At 43.7% G+C, this 20707-nt stretch carries 19 protein-coding genes; 16 read left to right on the top strand and 3 right to left on the bottom strand.

The genetic code is table 11. The features are described 5' to 3' along the window. Nucleotides 1-48 precede the first annotated feature (48 nt). Nucleotides 49-486, bottom strand: coding sequence for a hypothetical protein (locus tag KTE19_RS08875; protein ID WP_217164942.1), 438 nt, complete (start codon nucleotides 484-486; stop codon nucleotides 49-51). Nucleotides 487-668: 182 nt separating this feature from the next. Between KTE19_RS08875 and KTE19_RS08880 the strand changes: the two genes are divergently transcribed. Continuing rightward, nucleotides 669-1343 (top strand): matrixin family metalloprotease, encoded by a 675-nt coding sequence (locus tag KTE19_RS08880; RefSeq protein ID WP_217164941.1) that lies wholly within the window; start codon nucleotides 669-671, stop codon nucleotides 1341-1343. Nucleotides 1344-1346: 3 nt separating this feature from the next. Here KTE19_RS08880 and KTE19_RS08885 read toward each other — a convergent pair whose 3' ends face one another. Next, nucleotides 1347-2051, bottom strand: coding sequence for a VIT1/CCC1 transporter family protein (locus tag KTE19_RS08885; RefSeq protein WP_217342109.1), 705 nt, complete (start codon nucleotides 2049-2051; stop codon nucleotides 1347-1349). 140 nt (nucleotides 2052-2191) lie between these two features. Beyond that, the gene (locus KTE19_RS08890) at nucleotides 2192-2872 is read right to left on the bottom strand and encodes a VIT1/CCC1 transporter family protein (RefSeq protein ID WP_217164939.1); all 681 of its coding nucleotides are present in this window, start codon (nucleotides 2870-2872) and stop codon (nucleotides 2192-2194) included. A 100-nt stretch (nucleotides 2873-2972) separates the two neighbouring features. On the opposite strand from KTE19_RS08890, the gene KTE19_RS08895 reads away from it, so the two are divergent. The 15 genes from KTE19_RS08895 to KTE19_RS08965 all read left to right on the top strand — a co-directional run bounded on the left by KTE19_RS08895 (nucleotide 2973) and on the right by KTE19_RS08965 (nucleotide 20354). Then, nucleotides 2973-3731, top strand: coding sequence for an NADPH-dependent oxidoreductase (locus tag KTE19_RS08895; RefSeq protein WP_217342110.1), 759 nt, complete (start codon nucleotides 2973-2975; stop codon nucleotides 3729-3731). A gap of 369 nt (nucleotides 3732-4100) precedes the next feature. Then, nucleotides 4101-4763: an amino acid ABC transporter permease gene (locus tag KTE19_RS08900; RefSeq protein WP_217342111.1), complete on the top strand. Its 663-nt coding sequence runs from the start codon at nucleotides 4101-4103 to the stop codon at nucleotides 4761-4763. Then, a complete protein-coding gene (locus KTE19_RS08905; RefSeq protein WP_217164935.1) occupies nucleotides 4744-5433 on the top strand; it encodes an amino acid ABC transporter permease in 690 nt (229 codons plus the stop codon). The genes KTE19_RS08900 and KTE19_RS08905 overlap by 20 nt, the downstream gene beginning before the upstream one ends. Next, entirely contained in the window at nucleotides 5426-6166 is a 741-nt protein-coding gene (locus KTE19_RS08910; protein WP_217164933.1) for an amino acid ABC transporter ATP-binding protein, read from the top strand. Before KTE19_RS08905 ends, KTE19_RS08910 begins: the two co-directional genes overlap by 8 nt. Before the next feature lie 24 nt (nucleotides 6167-6190). Then, nucleotides 6191-7051 carry a transporter substrate-binding domain-containing protein gene (locus KTE19_RS08915; RefSeq protein WP_217164931.1) on the top strand — a complete coding sequence of 287 codons (861 nt, stop codon included), beginning with the start codon at nucleotides 6191-6193 and terminating at the stop codon, nucleotides 7049-7051. 338 nt (nucleotides 7052-7389) lie between these two features. Continuing rightward, nucleotides 7390-9231 carry a TerB N-terminal domain-containing protein gene (locus tag KTE19_RS08920; RefSeq protein WP_249778510.1) on the top strand — a complete coding sequence of 614 codons (1842 nt, stop codon included), beginning with the start codon at nucleotides 7390-7392 and terminating at the stop codon, nucleotides 9229-9231. A gap of 15 nt (nucleotides 9232-9246) precedes the next feature. After that, nucleotides 9247-10581: an ATP-binding protein gene (locus KTE19_RS08925; RefSeq protein ID WP_217342112.1), complete on the top strand. Its 1335-nt coding sequence runs from the start codon at nucleotides 9247-9249 to the stop codon at nucleotides 10579-10581. 15 nt (nucleotides 10582-10596) lie between these two features. Beyond that, entirely contained in the window at nucleotides 10597-12846 is a 2250-nt protein-coding gene (locus KTE19_RS08930; RefSeq protein WP_217164927.1) for a DEAD/DEAH box helicase, read from the top strand. Between the two features lie 516 nt (nucleotides 12847-13362). Next, entirely contained in the window at nucleotides 13363-14559 is a 1197-nt protein-coding gene (locus tag KTE19_RS08935; protein ID WP_217342113.1) for a serine hydrolase domain-containing protein, read from the top strand. 20 nt (nucleotides 14560-14579) lie between these two features. Next, nucleotides 14580-14723 carry a teichoic acid D-Ala incorporation-associated protein DltX gene (locus KTE19_RS08940; protein ID WP_217164650.1) on the top strand — a complete coding sequence of 48 codons (144 nt, stop codon included), beginning with the start codon at nucleotides 14580-14582 and terminating at the stop codon, nucleotides 14721-14723. A 14-nt stretch (nucleotides 14724-14737) separates the two neighbouring features. Beyond that, nucleotides 14738-16264 carry a D-alanine--poly(phosphoribitol) ligase subunit DltA gene (dltA, locus tag KTE19_RS08945; protein WP_217164651.1) on the top strand — a complete coding sequence of 509 codons (1527 nt, stop codon included), beginning with the start codon at nucleotides 14738-14740 and terminating at the stop codon, nucleotides 16262-16264. Further along, nucleotides 16261-17478 carry a D-alanyl-lipoteichoic acid biosynthesis protein DltB gene (gene dltB, locus KTE19_RS08950; protein WP_217164653.1) on the top strand — a complete coding sequence of 406 codons (1218 nt, stop codon included), beginning with the start codon at nucleotides 16261-16263 and terminating at the stop codon, nucleotides 17476-17478. Before dltA ends, dltB begins: the two co-directional genes overlap by 4 nt. A gap of 18 nt (nucleotides 17479-17496) precedes the next feature. Continuing rightward, a complete protein-coding gene (gene dltC / locus KTE19_RS08955; RefSeq protein WP_056981706.1) occupies nucleotides 17497-17736 on the top strand; it encodes a D-alanine--poly(phosphoribitol) ligase subunit DltC in 240 nt (79 codons plus the stop codon). After that, nucleotides 17733-18989, top strand: coding sequence for a D-alanyl-lipoteichoic acid biosynthesis protein DltD (dltD, locus tag KTE19_RS08960; RefSeq protein WP_217164655.1), 1257 nt, complete (start codon nucleotides 17733-17735; stop codon nucleotides 18987-18989). The genes dltC and dltD overlap by 4 nt, the downstream gene beginning before the upstream one ends. 57 nt (nucleotides 18990-19046) lie before the next feature. Further along, on the top strand, nucleotides 19047-20354 hold the full coding sequence (locus KTE19_RS08965) for a serine hydrolase domain-containing protein (RefSeq protein WP_217164674.1): 1308 nt from the start codon (nucleotides 19047-19049) through the stop codon (nucleotides 20352-20354). The last annotated feature ends 353 nt before the right edge of the window (nucleotides 20355-20707 follow it).

Raw genomic sequence — 20707 nt, forward strand, 5'->3', positions numbered from 1 at the left:
CTGGGATAATTTTTCATAGCTTAAACTCGCTTTTTACATAGAAGTATATCAAAAATCATAGATCTTGGACAGCTTCTTAGAAATCTTAACCTGATATTTGTTGGTACTTAATTTGTAGAGATTAAAACTGTAAGTCGTCTTGGTTAGCTTGCTTTTGCTGGTGATTTGACGATAGTTGGCAGTGAAGGTTCGTTTGTTTTTGCTGATCTTGTTGCCAACTGGGATCCCCGTTGTAAACTTGGGTGTCTTGAAATCGCCAATAATCATCATTGTTTGCACCCCATTACTGGTTTTGATATTCTTCCAGTGGAAGGCAACCCCGACCTTTGAATTGTAGAAGTAACCGCTGGGACCGCTAATTTCAGAACTGGCAAATGTATTGGCTGCGTGTGCGGTTGCGGCGGTGGTTGAACCAGCCAATGCCAATCCAAACGATACGGCTGCCGTGGCGACTGTTGCGGTAATCAATTTAAAAGCTTTATTCATGAACAATTCCTCTTTCCCTGAAGTGAGCTGATCCAAGCGATAATGTTGAATGAGCCAAAATGTGACTAAATTCGCTAATTCGATCTAACATAACTATACAATAGTTTAATCAATAGCCGCAAATAGATAATCTGAAAGTTTGCCTATTGTCATGCAATGACAGCTGAGGGGAGAGAAAAACATTGACTCATTCAAAAAGATTCTGGGTCCAAATTGTTAAAGGGCTGCTTGTGATTTTCTCGGTTATCGGCGTGATTTGGGCGTTTAATGTGAGCTTGGCTCCCGGAACCATCCACCAATCTACGACACCGATCGAAAATCCGGACACTGATCCAAAGCCGTCGTACAGTCCCCAAAAGGATTATCACTGGCCCACGACCCAGATCCCTTATTATATTAAAACGACAACCTCCCGCCACTACGCTAAAGTGTGGCGAAAAGCTGTCGCTGCTTGGAACGATGTGAAAGTTGTTCAGCTAATCCCAGCTCATCATGAAAATGACGCTGAAATTATCCTTGGTGCCAAAGCCAACTACAAGGAAGAACCAGATGGCTGGGCTGTAGCTGAAGGAGTGGTGATGGGCTACACTATTCAACGGTTTAGCGATTCTGGCGCGCCGTTGTTTGCTGGCTATAATGAAAGTTACCTGATAACTGGGGCAATGACCCGAATGAATTACAAGACCGTTAACCAGCAAGCCAGTGTTGCCATGCATGAACTTGGTCATGATTTGGGACTGGGTCACAGTCAAAATAATCAGTCGATTATGCAGGAAGCTGCCCCAACATTGTATGATCAAATTCCGCAAGTTGATGCCAATCATTTGGCTCAGCTCTATGCGGGAGTCCCGAAATAGGCACTAGGCCTGAAGCAACATTCCTAACGAATAGTGAATGATCATCGTGATAATGCCGACGATGACATTTCGAATAATGGCAGTTTTAACAAGGCCGTTACCCAGTCGGGCACTTAGATAACCAGTTATGGCGACTGAAAGGCAGACCGCTAGGATTGTTGCGGGCCATTGATAGGCCACTGGGGAAAGGGTCATGGCAACCAATGGGAAAATCCCGCCGGCACCGGCTGAAAAAAGTGATGAAAAGGCAGCGTTCCAAGGATTCATGTAGTGGCCAAGCTGCAGCCCATATTTAATATTCACGATGGTTTCAAGGGGCTTTTTAGCCATCAAGTCTTTGGCAATTTTGATTGCGGTCTCTTGGGTGACACCTTCATCAATATAATAATCTGAAACAACGCGGAGCTCCTGATCATAATTGGTCTTTAATAATTTCTTCTCGGTTTCGACAACTGATTGTTCAGTATCTTTTTGCGTGCTAACGGAAGCATACTCACCTGATGCCATTGAGAAGGCACAGGCAAGTAAATCCGATAGTCCGGCAATGAAGATGGTAAATTGATTGGTGGTTGCAACGGCAACACTAAACAGAACCCCGACAACCGTCAAAATTCCATCATTTGATCCTAAGACGCCGGCTCGCAATGTGTTAAGCTTTTCATCCATTGTTTGGATGTCCTTTTTCTTCTTTGAGTGAATAATTGTCATGGAAAATACCTCCACAAATTCATAGTAAATAAATTAAAATAATTAGGAACTGGTGTATCAATGTCGTCAATCGGAAATCCCAGCTTTTTGAGGGAGCAATTGAGGGGACTTATGGACAAGTTCCTTTGTTAAAAAAGGGATTAGCTACCAATTAAGGTTCCGATGATGAAGGTGACCAACATGGTTAACGTGCCAGAAATCACGTTTCGCACCACACCATGAAACTTATTTGAATTTCCTAACTTGGCCGCTGTAAACCCAGTGATCGCCAAGGCAATCAGAACGGCGACAAATGTTGCTTCAATTCTAATTGAATTTGGGAACATTGTGATGGCGACTAGTGGTAAAATTGATCCAGTTGGGAATGAAATCATCGATGCGATGGCAGCTGAAAGCGGGTTGGTATATTCGCCGACGTTAAAGCCGTACTTTTGGCGGACCGTTGTTTTGATTGGATCACGATCCATCATTTCTTTCGTTGCTTGGTGGGCTAACTCATCGGAGATCCCATCTGTGACCAATTTATGCTTGACTGTGTTAAACTCAGTATCGTATGAATCAGCTAATGCTCGTTTTTGGATACTGATGGCATTTTTTTCGGAGTCCTTCTGAGTATTAACGGATACAAATTCTCCCATTGCCATCGAAACAGTTCCGGCAAGCATTCCAGAAATTCCGGAAATAAAAATCGCAAAGTTATTACTTGTCGCCGCGGCAACCCCTAAGACAATCCCTGCGACAGACACGATGCCATCGTTAGCGCCCATTACAGACGCTCGCATCACGTTAATCTTTTGAGATAACGATCGTTTCTTTTCCATAAATTGATGCCTCAATTCTATAGTTTGTAATCATTATTACCTGATATTGATTATTGTAACCCAAAAATCATTAAATGTAAATTCAAAATGCGGATCGGAGATGGCTTTATTGACCAACATTATTTTAGACCAGTTATTGAATCACACCAGCATTCGTCATTTTCAAGCCAAGCCTTTAACTAAGGAGCAGGTTCAAACACTGATTGAGGCCGCCCAGCATGCTTCAACCAGTACTTTTTCCCAGCAATATTCGATTGTGAGTGTGACAGAGCCGGATGTTAAAGCCCAGTTGGCTGACATTACCGGCCATCACTGGCTGGTAAACAGCGGTCACTTTTTCGTGATGGTGGCCGATCAATACCGCAACTTGCAAATTGCGAAGGCCCATAACACGGATCCTTACATTTTACATACGACTGATAAATTCTTAGCAAGCGTCTTTGATACCGCAATTGCCACTCAAAATATAATGGTAGCTGCTGAGAGCATGGGGCTTGGTGGCACGATTATGGGCAGTATCCTAAACGATTCTAAGCGGGTGATCGATTTGCTTGATCTGCCGGAGTTGACCTTTCCGTTATTGGGTCTGGCAATTGGCTATCCAGCCGATCAACCGGAAATTAAGCCGCGGCTGCCCCAAGCTGAGATGCATTTTGATGGCAGCTATAAGCTCCCAACAGACTTCAACGCGCAATTAGCTGAGTACGACGCTGATGTTGCCAACTATTATGGCAGTCGCAGTTCGAATGACCGGATTGAATCGTTTAGTCATCACATTGTGGCGGAACTTGGCAGAAGTCATGAGGTCCGCAAAGAGTTGTTGGCAACCATCAAGCGTCAGGGGTTCTTACTTGATTAGTGAGAAGAACTATCATTTAATTAGTAAAAATGGTTGACTTTTTCCTTTAGAAACCTTACATTTATTAGTAATCGATTGACAGTCTTTTGTTTAAATTTGACATTGATGAGAAGAGTAGATTATTGCTGAATGAATAGCGACCATCGTGGGTGAAAGGGTGGATCAGCGTGATTGAAAGTGCGCTCGGAGTCAAATCAAGCTTGATGAAGTAATATAAACATCTAATGAGGTATTCGAATGCGTTTCGAATATGAACAAGGGTGGAACCACGGTAAAACGTCCCTGTAATTTGGCTACGGTCAGATTTGCAGGGACGTTTTTATTGCTGTCAATTCGAAAAACAAAATTTTACAAGGGAGATGATTGCAGATGACGAGCTGGGGTATTATCCAGCAGAGTTTGCCAATGTTTGAAAAGGGCTTTGTGTTGACGTTGTGGTTATCATTTATTGGAATAATTGGATCAATTTTGGTTGGCTTGATCTGTAGTCTGCTGCAATATTTCAAAGTTCCCATATTTCACCAGATTGCCACGGTGTACGTCGAAATCTCCCGGAACACGCCATTACTAATTCAGCTATTTTTCCTGTATTATGCATTTCCGGTCATCGGCATTAAATTCAGTGCCCAGCTTTGTGGGATCATCGGCTTAATCTTTCTTGGTGGCAGTTACATGGCCGAAGGATTTACCGGCGGCTTTAATGGTGTTTCCAAGGGGCAGCTTGAATCCGGCAAAGCGATTGGACTGAGCCGCTGGCAGTTAGCCAGATACGTTATTTTTCCTCAGGGCTTTTCATTAAGTGTGCCCGCCATGGCAGCTAATGTGATTTTCCTGATTAAGGAAACGTCGATTTTTACCGTGATTGCCATTCCGGAACTCACCAACACCGCGCTTGATTTGATCGGGATGTATTATCGTTCAAATGAGTATTTGTTTGTTCTGGTTGTCGCTTATGCCATCATTTTGATTCCGCTGTCTGTTATTTTGACGTTATTAGAAAAGAGGGTTCGCTATGGATCATTCGGGAATTAGTGTGTTATTTGAAGGAACCAATTTTACTCGATTGCTTGGCGGACTTTGGGTAACGGTTAAAATTGCAGGAATTGCCCTCATCTTAGGACTCATATTAGGCATTGTCCTAGGTGTATTGAGAACCTTCAGGAATCGACTGCTCAGGCTGATCCTGCGGCTTTATCTGGAATTTTTCCGGATTGTGCCAACCGTTGTGTTACTCTTTCTTTTCTATTATATATTGCCAAAACAGTTGAACTTCAATCTTCCTGCCGATCAGATCGCCACGTTAGTGTTTGCCCTGTGGGTTGGCGCTGAAATGAGTGATATTGTCCGTGGGGCACTCATTTCGGTTCCAAAACATCAACGCGAGTCTGGGCTGGCAATTGGGTTAAATCGTCATCAGTTGTACCGGTACGTGCTGATCCCCCAAGCAATTACCCTTGAAATTCCCGCTACCATCAATTTGGCAACCCGAGTAATCAAGACAACCTCTCTTCTGATGCTGATTTCGGTGATGGACGTGATTAACATTGGCCAACAGATCATTGAAGCCAACAACCACACCCATCCGACGGGCGTCTTCTGGGTATACGGATTGATCTTTCTATTTTATTTCTTGATCGATTATCCATTGTCTTGGTGGGCTAAACGACTAGAAAAAAGGAGATTAGAGCGAACAAATGGCTGATCAGATTTTACAAGTTGAACATTTGGAGAAGTATTATCAGAAGCGACATGTTTTGTATGATATTAATTTTTCGGTTGCCAAAGGCGAAGTGGTCACACTGCTTGGACCTTCAGGATCCGGGAAAAGCACGTTGATTCGCTGCTTGAACGGATTGGAACCCTATCAAAAGGGGACGATCACGTTTGAGGGCCAACAGGTTGATCCCACCGAAAAGAACTGGCAACAGATCCGTCAAAAGATTGGCATGGTGTTTCAAAGTTATGACCTATTCCCTAATTTGACGGTGATTGATAACATTATGTTGGGGCCCACGAAAGTGCAAAAGCAAAGCGCGGATGCGACCAGAGCAGAGGCCATTCAACTATTACAACGAGTTGGGTTGGAAGATTACGCTGACGCATATCCACGGATGCTGTCTGGTGGCCAGAAACAACGAATTGCGATTGTGCGGGCATTGGCCTTGCACCCTGACTTTATGTTGTTTGATGAAGTCACCGCATCACTTGATCCAGAAATGGTTCGCGGTGTTTTGAACATTATCAAGGATTTGGCAGAAACGGATAACATGACAATGATTGTGGTGACTCATGAGATGAACTTTGCTCAAGAAATTGCCGATCGCGTCCTATTCTTGGAAAATGGTAAGATTCTGGAGCAAACGCCGTCTAAACAGTTTTTCGCTAAACCGCAAACCGATCGCGCTCAAGAATTTTTAGACAGTATGGATTTTTAAGGAAAATTGAGGAGGATTAAATTTATGAAGAAGAAATCATTCGCAAGATTAATTGCTATCGTGAGTGTGTTTGCAGCCCTATTATTGGTGCTCACGGGCTGTGGCAACAGCTCAAAGAAGTCTAGTTCAAGCAGCAGTAACAATCCAAGTTCCGTTAAGCAGATCAAAAAGAACGGTACAATTCGAATCGCCGTATTTGGCGATCTGCCACCATATGGCTGGGTTAATCAAGATGGCAAGCGCGTTGGTTATGACGTCACCTTGGCTCACCAAGTTGCCAAAGACTTGGGTGTGAAGGTGAAGTTTGTGCAAGTGAACGCTAACAATCGGGTTGATGCATTGAACTCCAACAAGGTTGATTTGGTACTCGCAAACTTTACGGTTACCCCAGAACGGAAACAAGTGATCGATTTTGCCAAACCATATATGAAGGTTTCCGTTGGGGTGGTTTCTCCTAAGACTAAGCCAATCACCAGCGCCAGCCAGTTGAAAGGTAAGAACGTGATTGTGACTAAAGGAACCACAGCGGAAACTTACTTCACAACTAAGCAACCAAATACAAAGTTGTTGAAATTTGATTCCAAGACCCAACAATTTAATGCATTGAAGAACGGCAGGGGGGTTGCCTTAGCCGATGACAACTCATATCTGTACGCATGGTCGAAAGATAATCCTAAGTACACGGTTGGAATCAAGAGTATTGGACCTAAATCTTATATTTCACCAGCGGTCAAGAAGGGTAACAAATCCTTGCTCAATTGGACCAACAAAGAAATTAACAAATTAACGAAACAAGGATTTTTTGTTAAGGATTACAACCAACAATTGAAGCCATACTTCGGTAAAGAAGTTAAACCATCTGACATTGTCCTGCCAACTAAGTAGTTGAAAGTGGGCTGGCAATGGCGGTTAGAAACCATCATTTAAGTGAAACAAGCAGTGCATCTGGTTTTTGGATGCACTGCTTGTTTTGCTTAAATCTCTGGAATTAGGCGTTTGTCGCAAGTTTTATCAAAATAAAAATGGTTAACAAGAAAATTTGCCGATTAATCTAAGATTGCATCAGACATTACTAGCACTGTGGATCAATGCTCCCCTTGAGTACAACAAGTGAGTTGAGCTCACCATTTTTAATGGCAGCAGACAATTTCTTGGCCATTGCGTCCCGTGATAGGATAGAATTTAGTTAGAATGACGTTTGGAATAAAATGGGGGTGTTATAGTTGAACTGGCAAGAAATGAATGATTTGGTTGCTAACTATTATGGCTTGAAATTTGTTTCAGCCGCTGAATCATCTCCACATATTAAAGTTCTTATCCACCCAACTTCAAAGCGTCCCTTTGTGATTGCCAGTCAGGATGATCCGGCCAATATAGATGTCTATTGTGGCAACCTAAGGGTTATCGTGCAACACCTGCCTCACTTTTCAGCGCCTAAATTCACAAAGAACCAGAGATGGGTCGGGGTTTCTCTAAAGGCGATTAATGAACTAATGCTCCAAAAAGTGTTGAATTATTCGCTTAAACATTTCCCGCCAAATCCAAACCTGCCATCCCAAGAACAGTCAATTTACCTGCCTCCTGATGACAAGGTCAACCCCCAGTATCGTGCCCAGCAAATCCAGTTACCAGTTGGCGCCGCTAAACAGACTCGAGAGCAGAAAAACAGTCATGTACCGGATGTACCGGCACCAATTCAGAAGATGATTCAGTCATATGATTATAGCGTCCCATCATTTCAAATTGTTGGTTATAATTTTTACCAGCAAGGTCGGATGATGGCTGATTACGAGGACCATTACAACGCAACCTATGAATTGAAACGTTACTTTCCTGTCTACCATGACCTGACAATTCACCAACTACGAACGTATTTTACGTGGCGGACGCAACTTCGCCAAGGCAACTTCACCGTTAGTAGCACCTCATACGCTTATCTCTACATTTATGAGCTCTTAAACAATATTGGGGTGGCTTCACCCACGGAAGGTTACATGAAGCTCATGGCTTTTCGTGATCAGTGTGCTCCCAGTTATCATAGCCGAATGCGTGATTTGCTCGATCGGTGGTTATGCGATTATGTGCTATATTATGGACTGGATCAGCAAAAGGCCCAGACTGTCTTTGCAAAAACAATTGCGACTGATAAGGATTACCATATCTTACTGCATCCAGCTGATTTTTCGCCAGAGCAACTCCTGACGGTTTTTAAGACTCATTCGACATATCTTAAGGCGTGTCTATTGCTGAAAAAATCACCGAAACAATTTGCTGAATTGTTAAAAATCGTTTGGCAGCAAATTCTCGCTCTCAAACAGACCAACCAGTTTGACTACTTTGCCGAGATAATTGCGAGTCGAGTGCCAACATCCCATACGTATTTCACAAGTGCCGTGTTTTACTTTAGAAAAGCCCCGCGGCTCAAAGTGTATCAGGTTGATTCCGAGCATATTTATAAGTTGGAACCACAAACGTGCAGTTCCATGCTTTACTATCCAATCAAGCGTCAGGAAAAAGAGCTCAATACCCTGCTTCATGAGGTGGATCGCTTAGTACGGAAGGCATTTCACTTTGGACACCCACTTAAGCCCCGGCAACTGAGTTCGCTCTTGCAACGGGCAATCATGGATGGAATTAAAGCTTATCAACGAATTCAAGAAGAGAACCGACGTCCTATAGTAGACATCAATCTGGCTAATCTTGACCAAATTCGAAGAGATGCATCCCAAACTCGTGAAAGCTTGCTAACCGAAGATGAGAAGGAACCAGGGTCAGCGCCATCTCAAAAGGAACCAATTTCACAGGATCAAGTAGATAAGTCAGCTGGTTCTGATCAGTCATTGTTAAACGCTGATGAAACAACGCTGGTAATTGCGTTGTTAAAAGGTCAACCTTGGCAGCAGTACCTACACGATCATCATTTGATGATTTCGATTTTAGTCGATCAAATTAATGAAAAGCTTTTAGATGAGATTGGCGATACAGTTATTGAATTTAATGCTGATAATCAGCCGGTCATCGTTGAAGATTATCGGCAGGATTTGGAACAATTATTTTTATCGTAAAGGAGTGGATGGATCGTGGCAGATATTAAAAAGAGACGGGTCCCAAAGCGGATTGCTCAAACAGTCTTAAATTCCCTCAAAGGTGGCGTGGTCCCGAGAATCGGGTTACCATACGTGACGGTCGGCCGCAAAGCAGAAATTGAAGCCCTGCTCCACGATGTTGATGTCGTTTCTGAAGGCGGCGCTTCCTTTCATTTTATTGTCGGCCGCTATGGCTCAGGTAAAAGTTTTCTGCTACAAACCATGCGCAACTACGTCATGGATAAGAACTTTGTTGTCGTTGATGGTGATTTATCACCAGAACGGCGCCTGCAGGGGACAAAGGGACAAGGGCTAGCGTTGTATCGGGAATTAATTCAAAATTTGGCAACCAAGACCCGGCCAGAGGGAGGCGCCCTCACTCTGGTCTTAGACCGCTGGATTAGTTCAGTCCAAAGTAACGTTGCCAGCGAAAGCGGACTGGCAGTTGACGACCCACAGTTTGCCGCGGCGGTAGACAAGAAAATTTATTCGATTATTTCGTCTTTGAGTGAACTGGTTCACGGTTTTGACTTTGCCAAGCTATTAAACATGTACTATCACGCTTATCTTGAAGGCGATGACGAGACGAAGGCAAAGGTCATTAAGTGGTTCCGAGGTGAATACACTCACAAGACTGAAGCTAAACAGGAATTGGGTGTGAGTGTCATTATTTCAGATGATGACTGGTACGAATATTTAAAATTATTTGCATCGTTTTTCAGACAGGCTGGGTATGCCGGCTTGATCATCATGATTGACGAATTGGTCAATATTTATAAGATTCCCAATAGCATTAGCCGTCAATATAATTACGAAAAGATTTTGACAATGTACAATGATACGCTGCAAGGTAAAGCTAAGTATTTAGGAATCCTCATGGGCGGAACCCCGCAAGCAGTTGAGGATCATCGCCGGGGTGTCTATAGTTATGAAGCGCTCCATTCCCGATTAACCGAAGGCAAATTTGCAACTGCTGGTGCTCGTGATATGTACGCACCGGTGATCAAGTTGGAACCGTTAACGGCTGAAGAAATGCTCGTGCTCGTTGAAAAACTGGCAAATATGCATGCGGGATTGTATGGCTATCAGCGCACCATTACCGAGGCGGATTTGGCTAAATTCATCAAGATTGAATATGCCAGAATTGGGGCCGATACCAATATCACCCCCAGGGAAGTCATCCGGGACTTTATTGAACTCTTAGACATTGTTTGGCAAAATCCCGATACCACGGTGGAAAAGTTGCTGTCATCAAGTGATTTTGACTATCACAAATCTGACGCGGTTTCTGATAAAAAGGATAAGGACTACACCGAATTCACTATTTAATTAAGGAGGACCCCTATGGACGTCTTTTCAAGATATGCGCCTTTCATTCAGGATTATATCTACAATCATGGTTGGCAGAATTTGCGGGCCATCCAGGTGGCTGCGGCAGAGGAATTGTTCAACACCGATCATAATGTCCTCCTGTCTTCTGCCACTGCTTCAGGGAAAACCGAGGCCGCTTTTTTTCCGATTCTAACCGACTTGCAGGAGCACCCCGCAAACTCAATTCAATGTTTATACATTGCGCCGCTTAAAGCCCTGATTAATGACCAGTACGATCGACTAACGGATCTTTGTCAGGATACTGGTATCAATGTTTGGCGCTGGCATGGGGACGTTTCCCAATCCAGTAAACGGCGGCTATTAAAGCATCCGTCAGGAATCTTACAGATTACCCCAGAATCACTGGAATCTTTCATGATTAACAAACACATGGATATTCCCCACCTTTTTCACGGCTTACGATATATTGTCATTGACGAGCTCCATTCATTTTTACGGAGTGATCGGGGTGGGCAAACGTTCTGTTTGATTGAACGGCTTTCAAAGCTGGCCGATGTTCACCCCCGGCGAATTGGGTTGTCGGCCACGATCGGCAACATTTCTGCGGCCAGCAAATTTTTGGGTGCGGGCAGTGATTACCAGACAGTAGCGCCAAAGGTCAACAGTACCGGCCAAATCTGGCGGCTATCAATGGAACATTTTTATAAAACTGATCCCCAAGCCTCGGCTGACAATTTTGATCCGGCTGAGTTGGTTGGCCCTAAAACCGATCAGGCTCCTGAGTTAGCTGATCCAGGAATTGGATATATTTTTGAACACACCCGGGGCAAAAAATGTCTGGTATTCACTAATAGCCGTGAGGAATGTGAAGCTGTCTGCCAGGAATTGCGCTCATACGCGGAATATAACCATGAACCCGATCGATTTCTGATTCATCACGGTAACCTATCACCAGCTCTTCGGCAAACGGCAGAAGATGCCATGAAGGATGAAGACGCGAACATGACAACCTGTGCCACGGCAACCCTTGAGTTAGGCATTGATATTGGCAAATTGGAAAGTGCTTTTCAGCTTGATGCGCCCTTCACCGTTTCGGGATTCTTGCAACGGATGGGCCGAACCGGTAGGCGGGGAAATCCGCCGGAAATGCATTTTGTGATGCGCGAGGAACACCCAGAGTCACGAGCCATGCTGCCGGACTTGATTTCCTGGCCATTACTTCAAGGAATCGCGCTGGTCCAGCTATATCTCGAAGAAAAATGGGTTGAACCACCACATACCAACCGGTTACCATATAGTTTGCTGTATCATCAAACCATGAGTACCCTTGCCTCAAGCGGCGAAATGACTCCAGCAGAATTAGCCTCACGGGTGTTGCAGTTGGCTTATTTTCATAATGTGAGTCAAGCTGATTACCGGACCCTGCTGCAGCATCTTCTCAAGACAAACCAAATCGAGCGCACCCCAGCTGGTGGCCTGATTGTCGGGATGGCCGGTGAACGAGTCGTTAATAACTATAAGTTCTATGCCGTTTTCCAAGATAATGAAGAATATAGCGTGCACTCCAAATCAGAAGAATTGGGGACAATCGTGATGCCACCTCCAGTTGGTGACAAAATTGCCATTGCTGGTCGAGTCTGGGTCGTTGAAGATGTGGACCGGCAAAGGCATCAGGTGTATTGTCATGAAGTTAAGGGGCGGATTCCCGCTTATTTCGGGGATGTTGCCGGCGACATTCATCCTAAGATTCTCCAGCGAATGAGAAAAGTCCTCAATGAGACCCAAATATACAGCTACCTGCGAGGCAACGCTCGGGCGCGCTTAACCCAAATGCGAGACACGGCTAATATTGCCGGACTACCTGACAACCAGCTAATTAATCTTGGCGGTAAGATGTGGGCATTTTTCCCGTGGACGGGCAGTTATCAATTCTTAGCCCTGGAACGACTCTTGCGAATCAAGTGTACTGATCGGCTCAACCTCCGCGGATTTAATTCATCACGACCCTATTTTATGGAGTTTGCGATGGACTGTGATGAGGCTGAATTCTTCCAAATTATTCAGGAAGAAGCTGATAAGGACTTTCCGTCACTTGACTTGCTATTTCTGAATGAAGTGCCAACCTTTGACAAGTATGATGAATACCTGCCAGATGAACTGGTTCGTAAGGAATTTGCGGACAGCATCTTAGATATTGTTGGAATGAAAAAGTTAGTGATGCAGATGGCTGCGGATTATCAGCGGGCGCATGGTCAAAAATAAAAATCTTTAAACGATAGTGATTTCTCCTGGTTAATCAGGTGAAATTGGGGCGAAAGGCAATTTGATCCCACAATTTAAGTGAAAAAAGTAATGCATTCTAGTTTTGGAATGCGTTATTTTTTTGCTTAAATTGTGGGATCAGCTGTTTGTCGCAGCTGTAAGCCAAATATCCTGATGATCATTGATTGGACATTAGCGGATGGCTCAACTACTTATTTCCGATTTTTGAAACCTGAATCATGCGATTCCAGGTTTCAAAATGTTGACGAAATGAAGTCTGACGGAACAGATTTCCAGTATTACGATTCATTCCCAATTAATTAACAAGTTGATAGCCGAATTAGCAAAATGAAGTAAAGGAAATCAAAAGAAATTAAAGCTTTCCATAAGCGAAGAATAAAAGCGTCAAATTTCTTGTGATTTCCGGCCTATCGGTCATAATAAAACCGATCAATTGTTACCGAAATGTGACAATGACATTCAACTGTAATTATTTAGTTATAAGGGGGTGATGAAATGAAAAAAAGGGGGTATTTATACATACTGTTAGCGGTGGTCGTCGTTGGAATGGCGGGAGGCTTCACCTACTGGCGTTACCAAAACCACGAGGATCAAGTGCAACGGAGTGAAAAGAAATTGAACTCTAAGCCAAGCAAGACTAAAGAAAGCCAAAAGGTTACCAGCAGGGTTGCGTCAGCTAAACAATCAGAGGCCAAGCAGACTCGACAGACGATCCAGTCACAGCGATTAACGAACTATCTGCGACGAGATTACTTTGTAGGCTCGGCTTTACTGGTTCGAGATGGTCAGGTCATTTACCGAAAAGGATTTGGCTATGCAGATTATGAAACGCGAAAACCTAATCGAGCCAATTCTCAATTCCAAATCTTGTCAATTCAAAAATCGCTTACCGCAGTTTGTGTGATGAAGTTGATTGCGGCCAAGCAGCTTTCCCTGAACACGAAGCTGGCAAAATTTTATCCCACAATTCCAAATGCCAACAGGATCACGATCAGAAGCATGCTCAACATGAATTCAGGGTTATCCATGATTAGCGATGGGTCAACGGCATTGCTTAGCGAAAAGAATGTTCTTAAATACGCGGTTAACCACGTTTCAAGCAAAGCACAGTCGTTAGGGCAGTGGAGTTATCAACCGGTTAACTTTGTGTTATTAGCCGGAATTGTTTCCAAGCTGACCCATCAAACGTATCGGCATAGCTTCTACCAGACGTTTGTCTATCCACTTAACTTGCGGGGAACCGGATTTGTTCAAAAATGGCCAACCAGCCGATATAAGACGTTAGGCTACCGCTACCAAAAGGACTCACAGATTGCCCAAACTTATGAGGAACGCTATATCGAACCCCGAGCTGCGATGCAAAATGAGCTGGGAACCGGGCAAGTCTATATGAGTCCAATTGATTTGTTCAAAACTGAGCGCGATATCTTGAAAGGAAGACTGATCTCCAAGCAAGCCGTCAATGTCTTGCATGCGCCGGGAAGCGCTTCGACATACGGCGGCGGTGTCTACAACCAATCAAATGGGATCCGTTCCCACGGAGTTGGTTATGGCTATGAAGCTTCGATCTTGATTACGAGAAATGGTAACACTGGGGTGGTCTTGATGACCAACAATTATCGGCCGGCTCGACCTGTCCAAGATCCGGCGGTTCATTTATTTAACGATTTAGTCGATGGCAAAATAGCCTAGCGATAAAGGGGGATGATTACGTGGCATTTAAAAAGTGGCTGGAAAAGCCCGTGGTGAAATTCTTGTTAAATACCCTGATCTACTTTGCAATTATGCTGGTTCTGTTTTATTTATACGATTACAGCGGAATCAACCAGGCTAAATTTATTTACAACGATTTCTGAGAGGATGACAACTGATGACTGAAAGTTTAATTGACAAGATTGATTCATATGCCAAGGATAATGGGGGCAAAGTTGCTTATCACTATAATGGTCAGGAAAATACCTACAAGCAACTAAAAGATTATTCAGATGCGCTCGCCGAACACATTGATGCAATGGGCTTACCGATCAATCAGCCAATCATTGTATTTGGTGGGAAGTCATTTGAGATGATCGCGGCATTCATTGGGGTGATCAAATCGGGACATTCTTACATTCCGGTTGATGTTAATTCTCCAAAACAACGTCTGATAATGATTAATTCGATTGCCAAGCCGGTTGCAGTGATTGCCGTTTCCGACTTACCAACTAAGATGACGGGAGTTCCCGTCATTTCCAAATCTGAGTTGGAACAGATCTTCTTAGAACGGGTCACTTATAAGATGACGCACAAAATTCATGATGATCAGATCTTCTATATCATCTTCACGTCGGGAACGACCGGGGTACCCAAGGGGGTGCAGATTAGTTACAACAATTTGCAAAGCTTTGTGGATTGGATGGTCGGGGATGAATTCAAGTTACCAGCCAATTTACAAATGCTTCAGCAGCCCGCATATTCATTTGATTTGTCAGTGATGAGCCTCTATCCAACCCTTTATCAAGGGGGTACGCTCCACGTTCTTTCTAAAAAGACAACGGATAATTTTATTGTTTTATTCACGGCATTGCGAAGTTTGCCAATGAATGTCTGGGTTTCCACCCCCTCATTTGTGGACATTTGTTTGTTAGAGTCAACCTTTGATCAGGCGCACTACCCGCAATTGACCCACTTCTTATTTTGTGGTGAAGAATTAACGCACCAGACGGCAGTGTCACTCAAAAAGCGGTTCCCGGCAGCCCATATTTTCAACACATATGGGCCAACCGAATCAACGGTGGCGATTACCCAAATTGAAATGACGCAAGCAGTTCTGGACCACTACGATCGTTTGCCAATTGGGTATATGAAGCCTGAAATGCATGCCAAAGTGGTTGACGACAATGGTAAAACGGCTGTCAATGGGGCTAAGGGCGAGTTGGTTGTATATGGGACCAGCGTTTCTCGGGGTTATATTAACAATCCAGAAAAAAATGCCCAGGCGTTCTATAAAATTAGTGGTCAGAATGCTTATCGGACTGGTGACATTACCAGCATGGATGCCAATGGGCTGTTAAAATACTTTGGTCGAAAGGATTTCCAAATCAAGTTAAATGGTTTCCGAATCGAATTAGAGGATGTTTCTGGCATCATCAGTAAGGAAGAACATATCAAACAAGCCGTCGTCGTACCAAAGTATAATTCCCAGCATACGGTTTCGATGCTGATTGCTTATATTGTTCCCGAAGCCAATGACTTTAAGACAGATTTAGAATTAACGGCGGCGATCAAAAAGAATTTAAGCAAAATGATGATGAAATACATGATTCCGCAGAAATTGGTTTATCGCAAAAATTTGCCGCTCAGTACAAATGGGAAGATTGACATTAAAGCGGTCATTAATGAGGTCAACTCCCAATGAGATGGTACATTCCGTATGGCAATCCAACTTACTTTATTTGGTTAGCGCTTGCCATTATTCCGCTCATGATTGGCTTACTCTATGGACGTCGATTTCGAGGGTATCAAACGGTTATTTCCCTCTTCTTCCTAATATTGACGTTCGGTGGGCCAAATTGGCGGACAGGGATTGCCTTGGTTGGGTACTTGGCTTATCAGGTCATTTTGGTAGCGGCTTATTCAAAGTATCGGCAAAGAAAGGCGTCCCCTAATAAAGGCTGGCCGTTTGTCATGGCGGTCATCTTGGCCATCATTCCACTGGTGATTGTCAAGGTAACGCCGGCAATTGAAAGTGGTCGTCAATCGATCATTGGATTTCTGGGGATTTCCTACATTACTTTCAAAGTTGTCCAAACCATCATGGAGACGCGTGATGGGATCATTAAGGCCTTTCACCCGGTCTTATTTGGTCAATTCTTGTTATTCTTTCCAACGATTTCCTCTGGCCCAATTGACCGCTATCGCCGCTTTCTTGCCGACTATGACAATGTCCCTAAGCGAGCCGACTACTTGAACCTGATTCAAACCGGGGTTCGCTATGTTTTCACTGGGTTTGTGTATAAATTCATCCTAGCCTATATTTTTGGAACCGTTTTAATGCCGGGAATTGAGCAGCGGGCAATCTTGGCTCACGGCTTTTCATGGAACATCGTTGCTTATATGTATGTGTATAGCTTGGATCTCTTCTTTGACTTTGCTGGTTACAGTTTGTTTGCTGTTGGAATTAGCTACTTAATGGGCATTAAGGCCCCGATGAACTTTAATCAACCGTTCAAGTCAAAGAACATCAAGGATTTTTGGAACCGTTGGCATATGACCCTGTCGTTTTGGTTCCGGGATTACATTTTCATGCGGTTGGTGTTCTTCTTCATGAAGCACAAGGTGTTTAAGAGTCGGGTGACAACCGCTAATGTGTGTTACGTAATCAACATGTTAATCATGGGCTTTTGGCACGGTGAGACGTGGTTCTATATCACTTATGGCCTGTTCCATGGCTGCGCGTTGGTTATCAATGATACCTGGCTGCGGTACAAGAAAAAGCACCAAGATGTTATTCCGCATAACAAATTCACGGAGTTGTTCGCAATCTTCTTAACGTTTAATGTTGTTTGCTTCAGCTTTTTGATTTTCTCCGGATTTTTGAATACGTTGTTTTTTGGACCAAGTAACTTTTAGATATGGGAGTGGATAATCATGGATGATGTTAAAGATAAAGTAATTGCAATTTTAAATGATTTAACGGGTGAAGATTTTTCTGATAATCTTGATGAAAATCTTTATGACAGCGCGTTGCTCGACTCAATGGGGACGGTTCAATTATTGCTGGAGCTTCAAGACGAACTGGGGATTAGCGCCCCGGTTTCAGAATTTGACCGCAACGAATGGGACACCCCAGCAAAAATCATTGCGAAAGTTGAAGAAATGAAACAATGAGCCTTAAAAAACGGCTTTTGATGATCTTTGGGCCCATTTTTGCCGCGGCGGCATTAATGCTTGTCGTATTTCTGTCCCCACTTTGGAGCGGTCTCAACAATGTCAATCCAACAGTCCAAAGAAATGCGGCTTCGTCATTATCACCGCTGGTATTGAAGGGGCAATTAATTAAACAGCGCGCTTTAGAGAACCATTACGTGCCATTTTTTGGGTCGTCAGAGTGGTCACGGTTCGATCCGTTTCATCCATCTGTATTGGCAGATAAGTATCAAAGATCCTACCGCCCATTTCTTATCGGCGCCCGGGGCAGCCAATCACTGACTAATTTCTTTGTGATGCAATCGATTAATCACCAGCTAAAGGGAAAAAAGGCGGTCTTCTTTATTTCTCCCCAGTGGTTTACCCCAATGGGCGAAGACCCCAACGCCTTTTCGTTCTATTATTCCCCCCTTCAGACAACCACTTGGATTGAGGCTGAAACGGGGACCAAGATGGATCGGTATGCGGCTTATCGATTATTGCAGATGCCTTCGGGTAATTCTGACAAAATTATTTCCGCAACTTTGGCTCGAATTGCGGCAGGTTTAAAGCCCACAAGTTTTCAGTCTTTCTATGTCGGCGTTCGGCATCGAATCCTGTTGAATGAAGATCAGATTTATTCCCGGTACCGGATTCCGTTTAACAATGCCCAAACGATCGACAAAAATATGAAGCAGCTGCCAAGCCATTATAATTACCAACAGTTTAATCAGTTGGCTGGGAAAATTGGCAAGCAGCAGACCACCTCAAATAATTTTGGCATCAGTAACCATTTCTGGAATCGGCGCCTCAAGCGGCATGTTAAGCAGCTGAAAGATTTTCAAGCAGGTCAAAGCTATGTCAAATCACCAGAGTACGGCGATTTTGAACTGGTTTTAAGTCAATTTGCTAAGGATCATACCAATGTTCTGTTTATTATTCCGCCGGTTAATAAGAAATGGCAGCAATACACCGGTTTGTCGCAGACCATGCTCAAACAGTTTGATCAAAAAATTAGGTATCAATTACAATCACAGGGATTCAACCATATCGCTGATCTTTCAAATGATGGCGATGTGCCTTACTTTATGACCGATACCATTCATCCTGGCTGGCGGGGCTGGTTGAAGATTGATCAAGCAGTTGACCCATTCTTAACCAAGAAGGTGAGTCAGCCACATTATCACATTGATAATCGGTTTTACGCAAAAGAATGGCAACAGTATCAAGATTAAATCATTAGAAATAGGAATCGACGGTGACAAAAGTTGAGAACCAAGACTAAGTACGTGATGCTTTTTTTAGCTGGACTGCTACTGGCTGGCAGCTTTATGACTGACAAAGTAAAGGCTAGTTATAATCCAATTTTAAGCAGCAGCAGCAAACGATACGACGCTCAAATTGTGAATCAGGCAACGACGGCTAAGGGCTATCCTCTGTATGATTACGGTCCATACAACACGAGCTCCAATACGCGAACGGCCGATGATAATGGGAGTAAGTATAATAATGACTATGTCCGGGTGATGCAGACCAAAACAACCAAAACTGGTTCATATGCTCAGCTTCGTTATTTCAATAAGATGATTGGCTGGATGAATGTTCATGGCATCAAGCCGGCTAGTCTGACACAAATTGCGACTGATACGATGAAACAGTATGATGCCATCGGAACCGTGCTACTTGCCCCTTCTGGCAGCAATAAAATGGTCACCGTCAGCAATGGGTTTGCCGATATGGCTCATAACACGGCTAACAGCGGGGATGGTTCAGTCATCTATCCGCTGGCCTCATTGCAAAAAGCCATGACGGGTGCAATTATCCAGCAACTGATTAGTTCCTCAAAACTGTCACCGACAACAACCCTGGATAAGTATTATCCAAAAGTTCCATATAGTCAGAACATTACGATCAAGCAGATGCTGTCAATGACTTCCGGACTGACGAACACGGATATGACGCCAACCAATCAGATGACTGAAAATCAAGCATACAACAGCGTCGTTGGTCGATTGAAGTCAACTAACAATCATCAATTTAATTACAGCGATGCGAACTATATCCTGCTGGCGGGAATTATTGCCAAAGTGACGGGGAAAAGTTATGCCAGCAATTTGCAGACCCGGATTCTAACTAAGCTGGGGATGAAAAATACCGTCATTGTTGACGATGATCAGCCGAATACCAAGGCGTTGATTTCCGTGGGCTACACCGATAATGGCAAGACAAATTATGCCAATGTTCATGCGGTATCGTTACCACGGCTCTCAGCAATTCCTGGCGCGGGGAACTTACTGAGCACGCCAAGCGACTTTTATAAGTTTGTGTTAGGCCTCCAAGATGGGGATGTATTAACCGCTAAGCAGTATCAGCAGTTGGTTAGTTATGGCTCGGTATACTCTGGCGGGTTATACGTCACTCGCAGCGGCATTAAGTATAATAATGGCTCGTTTGGTGGCACGAGTTTCCATACTGGTTATTACGCGTCCACTGGCAACTATCATTTAGCCATTGCGTTTACGAACCAGGGACCCCTTGCTAACAATACGAGCTTCAAAGATTTTACTCAAAAGCTGTATGATGTTGCAACGTACTATTAGAGGATAATTAAAATAAGGTCAGTATTGACGAGCTCTTTTTAAAGTTAACAGGAATGATTAACAAACAATCTAAGATTAGATCCAGTTAGAAACTGATTAATTTCAGCTTCTAGCTGGACCTTTTTCGTCACACTGGAGGATGGGACATTCGTCAGCCAAGTGTTTATCAATGCTTTCCCCGCTTATATTGATAAAACTTGTGCCAAACGGTTGAGACTGGGACATAGGCGCTTTGATCCTATAGTTTAACGAAAAGAACCAATTATTCCAAATTTGAACTGAACCCCTTGAATTGGAGAAATCTAATTCAAGGGGTTTTATTATGTTTCCTTATGAAGTTAAAATGGCCGCTA

It is taken from the genome of Lentilactobacillus dabitei (assembly GCF_019061365.1).
In the GTDB taxonomy this organism is placed as follows: domain Bacteria; phylum Bacillota; class Bacilli; order Lactobacillales; family Lactobacillaceae; genus Lentilactobacillus; species Lentilactobacillus dabitei.

Bases quoted from the DNA above. Each gene is read 5' to 3' on its own strand.
- KTE19_RS08905 (WP_217164935.1), top strand. From the start codon at position 4,744: ATGGATCATTCGGGAATTAGTGTGTTATTTGAAGGAACCAATTTTACT.
- KTE19_RS08965 (WP_217164674.1), top strand. From the start codon at position 19,047: ATGCTTTTTTTAGCTGGACTGCTACTGGCTGGCAGCTTTATGACTGAC.
- dltB (WP_217164653.1), top strand. From the start codon at position 16,261: ATGAGATGGTACATTCCGTATGGCAATCCAACTTACTTTATTTGGTTA.
- KTE19_RS08915 (WP_217164931.1), top strand. From the start codon at position 6,191: ATGAAGAAGAAATCATTCGCAAGATTAATTGCTATCGTGAGTGTGTTT.
- dltD (WP_217164655.1), top strand. From the start codon at position 17,733: ATGAGCCTTAAAAAACGGCTTTTGATGATCTTTGGGCCCATTTTTGCC.
- KTE19_RS08935 (WP_217342113.1), top strand. From the start codon at position 13,363: ATGAAAAAAAGGGGGTATTTATACATACTGTTAGCGGTGGTCGTCGTT.
- KTE19_RS08890 (WP_217164939.1), bottom strand. From the start codon at position 2,872: ATGGAAAAGAAACGATCGTTATCTCAAAAGATTAACGTGATGCGAGCG.
- KTE19_RS08900 (WP_217342111.1), top strand. From the start codon at position 4,101: ATGACGAGCTGGGGTATTATCCAGCAGAGTTTGCCAATGTTTGAAAAG.
- KTE19_RS08875 (WP_217164942.1), bottom strand. From the start codon at position 486: ATGAATAAAGCTTTTAAATTGATTACCGCAACAGTCGCCACGGCAGCC.
- KTE19_RS08895 (WP_217342110.1), top strand. From the start codon at position 2,973: ATGGCTTTATTGACCAACATTATTTTAGACCAGTTATTGAATCACACC.
- KTE19_RS08930 (WP_217164927.1), top strand. From the start codon at position 10,597: ATGGACGTCTTTTCAAGATATGCGCCTTTCATTCAGGATTATATCTAC.
- dltC (WP_056981706.1), top strand. From the start codon at position 17,497: ATGGATGATGTTAAAGATAAAGTAATTGCAATTTTAAATGATTTAACG.
- dltA (WP_217164651.1), top strand. From the start codon at position 14,738: ATGACTGAAAGTTTAATTGACAAGATTGATTCATATGCCAAGGATAAT.
- KTE19_RS08910 (WP_217164933.1), top strand. From the start codon at position 5,426: ATGGCTGATCAGATTTTACAAGTTGAACATTTGGAGAAGTATTATCAG.
- KTE19_RS08885 (WP_217342109.1), bottom strand. From the start codon at position 2,051: ATGACAATTATTCACTCAAAGAAGAAAAAGGACATCCAAACAATGGAT.